3 protein-coding genes are annotated in these 3035 nt (G+C 60.1%); all 3 read right to left on the reverse strand.

The window, feature by feature from the left end; translation table 11 throughout:
- On the reverse strand, positions 1–244 hold a 244-nt coding region (locus VAE57_RS10005), incomplete at its 3' end, for an ABC transporter permease subunit (RefSeq protein ID WP_416208441.1).
- Between the two features lie 67 nt (positions 245–311).
- Positions 312–1346: an ABC transporter permease gene (locus tag VAE57_RS10010; RefSeq protein WP_322821741.1), complete on the reverse strand. Its 1035-nt coding sequence runs from the start codon at positions 1344–1346 to the stop codon at positions 312–314.
- Positions 1343–2836 (reverse strand): ABC transporter ATP-binding protein, encoded by a 1494-nt coding sequence (locus tag VAE57_RS10015; protein ID WP_322821742.1) that lies wholly within the window; start codon positions 2834–2836, stop codon positions 1343–1345. Before VAE57_RS10015 ends, VAE57_RS10010 begins: the two co-directional genes overlap by 4 nt.
- Positions 2837–3035: the final 199 nt, after the last annotated feature.

The following is a 3035-nucleotide window of genomic DNA, read 5'->3' on the forward strand; positions in this document are numbered from 1 at the left end:
TACTGAACACGCCCAGCACCACTGCCACCAGCGCACCGATCAGAGCCGCCGCCACAAAACCCAGCAGCACATGCTGCGTTGTCACCGCGACGGCAAAGCCGGTCATCGCGGCCAGCAACATCGTCCCATCAAGCGAGAGGTTAATCACCCCAGCCCGCTCACTGATCGTCTCACCCATCGCGGCAATCACCAGGGGTGACGCTGCGGCCAGTACCGCCGCAATATCGATCCATAGTTGATTCATAGTCCAATCACACGATGTCTATGTCTTATGCTGGTGTTGATGTATCTCTTCCCGTCGATATAACTCATCAGCCACGTGCGGCCTGGGTGTCCTTTCGCACGCGCGTCGCCAATGCAAAGAGGACTAATGCCCCCTGAAGCACACCGGCAATCGCGCTGTCAATTCCCAATGTCAGCGGCAACTGAATACTCCCTACGGTAAAGGCCGCAAAGGCAATGGTAACTGGCAGTAACCATCGCGGATCGGCCCGCGCCAGTAAGGCTACCAGCAGACCCAACAAACCGATCCCACTGGAAATATTTGGGATGAGCGCGTGATGGACAGCCACTACCTGTACCATACCGGCCAGCCCGGCCAGTGCGCCACAGGCAGCCAGCGTCTCCCACATTCGCCGGGCAGCCGCCACTCCCAACCGCCCGGCTGCCGCCGGGTTCAACCCGACTGCCCGCACCTCCAACCCCCAGCGCGTCTTCGTTAATGCCCACCAGACAACAGCCAGGGCCAGCAAGGCGATCACCGGCGCAGCCGGTGCCAACCGCAGCCGGTCAATCGTCGGCCACCAGAGTTCACGCGGCAACAGATCGGTTCCCGACAACGACGCCGATGTTTGTCGTCGCCACGGCCCCAACACCATATACATGGCAATACCGCTGGCGAGAAAGTTCATCCCCAACCCGGCGAAGATTTCGCTGACACCGGCATAACGCCGCAAGAGACCGATCAGACCGGCCCAGAACGCGCCGCCAACCATGCCGCATAGCGCAGCCAGCAACCAGAGCAGCGGAGGCGATACATCGGACCAGAGGCGCAGCGGAACCATCGCCGCAATCGCGCCCATGATCATCTGCCCTTCGACACCGAGATTGTAGAGTCCACCGGCGAAGGTGATACTTAACCCGACGGCACAGAGCAAAAGCGGCGCAGCCAGCATAATCATATCGCTCAGGCGCACCGGCGTACTGAATGCACCAAAGAGTACCAACCGGTAAGCGTCAAGCGGAGACACTCCCGTACTCAGGAGAGCGAGCGTAGTAAACGCGAAAGCAGCCAGCAGCGCCAGTAGTGGTTGTATCGCCTGCGTGATCAGGGTAGATCGCTTCATACCGCCTCCACCAACGCCTCAAAGCCAACCCCACCGATCAGCTCGGCCAATCGTCCTGACGATAACAGTGCCCGTGGCATCGGCGGACCGATCCGTCCGGCAAAGCACACGATGACCTCATCACTATACTCCATAATCTCGTCCAGATCGGGCGACGCAAAGACCACACAGCACCCGGCGTCGCGCCGTGCCTGCAAGCGTCCCCAGATCGCCCGCGCCGAAGCGACATCCAGGCCACGGGTAGGTTGTTCGGCAAGAATACCCTGGGCATTAGGCGGAACCAACGCCAGCATAGCCCGCTGCTGATTACCACCGGAAAGAGCAGCAATTGGCGTGATCGGGGTGGCCTTGATCTGATAATCGGCAATCGCCTGCCGGGCCAACTCTTCAGCCGAGCGACGATCTATAATGATCCCGTTCCGTTGCAGCAAGGCAAAATGATCGGTGAGCGAAAATGCACCAATCATCCCATCGTGCAACCGATCCGCCGGCAGGTATTCAATCCCGGCCTGGCGAAACGCAAGCGAACCGGCACCGGTCAGATCCCGCCCATTAACCAGAATCTGCCCACGCTCCGGCGTGATCTGACCCGCCAGCAACCGCAGCAACACCTGCTGACCACTGCCATCAAGACCGGCCAGCCCGATGATACGCCCGGCAGCGAAGGTGTGATTAAGGTGGATCTGCAGCGAGCCACTACGCACCGTTACCTGCCGCAACTCCCATACCGGTAGGGCAGTGATGGCCGGTAGCGGACGATAGACTACTGACGAAGCACCGGCATCGCCAAACATCAGCGCCAGGAGATACTCCTGAGGCTGTGGCATCGGCAACTGGCCGGGTGGCACCACCTCACCATTCCGCAACACAGTGACCGTATCGCACAGTTCAGCCACTTCTTCCAGCTTATGCGAGACAAACAGAATAGTACGGCCTTCAGCGGCAATCTGGCGTAACGCAGCGAACAAGGCCCGTGTCTGCGCTGCGGTAATGCCGGTGGTTGGCTCGTCGAGGATCAACACCTGTGCGCCACACAACAACAGGCGCATAATTTCAATCTGTTGCCGCTGCCCAATCGTCAACTGATCGAGGCGGGCTGTTGGATCAACCGCAAAACCCAATCGTTCAGCGAGTTCCAGCAATGCCGTCTGGGCGGCTCGCCGCGACGAGAAGACCCCACGTGGTGCAGCGCAAAGCAGATTCTCCAACACGGAAAAGGCCGGCACATCTAACGGCTCCTGATGCACCATCCCCACCCCGGCCTTCAGAGCATCAGCCGGCCCGCGCAACCGGCTGGGCACACCGTCAAACAGTATCTGCCCCTCGTCCGGTTGCATATAGCCGGACAACAGCTTCATCAGCGTGCTCTTACCGGCACCATTTTCGCCCAGCACACCGTGTATCTGGCCGGCGGCAAACGAAATAGAGAGCCGATTGTTGGCCAACACCGGCCCAAATCGTTTTGTGAGACGTTCAACCGCTATCCGCATGCGCTTACCGGTTTGTGCTTATCAGAACCAATCTTCCCTGTCCAAAAAAGACCATCCCACCACCCGCTATTCCCACCCCCAGCGAGGGCGAGTCGCCTACTACCCTGAACCAGCACCCATCAGCGGGCGCCATCCTCTCCCCGTCGTTCCCGCCCCCAGCGGGCGCCATCCTCTCCCCGTCGTTCCCGCCCCCAGCGGG

It is taken from the genome of Chloroflexus sp. (assembly GCF_034434295.1).
Classification (GTDB): Bacteria; Chloroflexota; Chloroflexia; order Chloroflexales; family Chloroflexaceae; genus Chloroflexus.

Excerpts from the sequence above, each read along its gene's own strand:
- VAE57_RS10010 (WP_322821741.1), bottom strand. The coding sequence starts at position 1,346 with ATGAAGCGATCTACCCTGATCACGCAGGCGATACAACCACTACTGGCG.
- VAE57_RS10015 (WP_322821742.1), bottom strand. The coding sequence starts at position 2,836 with ATGCGGATAGCGGTTGAACGTCTCACAAAACGATTTGGGCCGGTGTTG.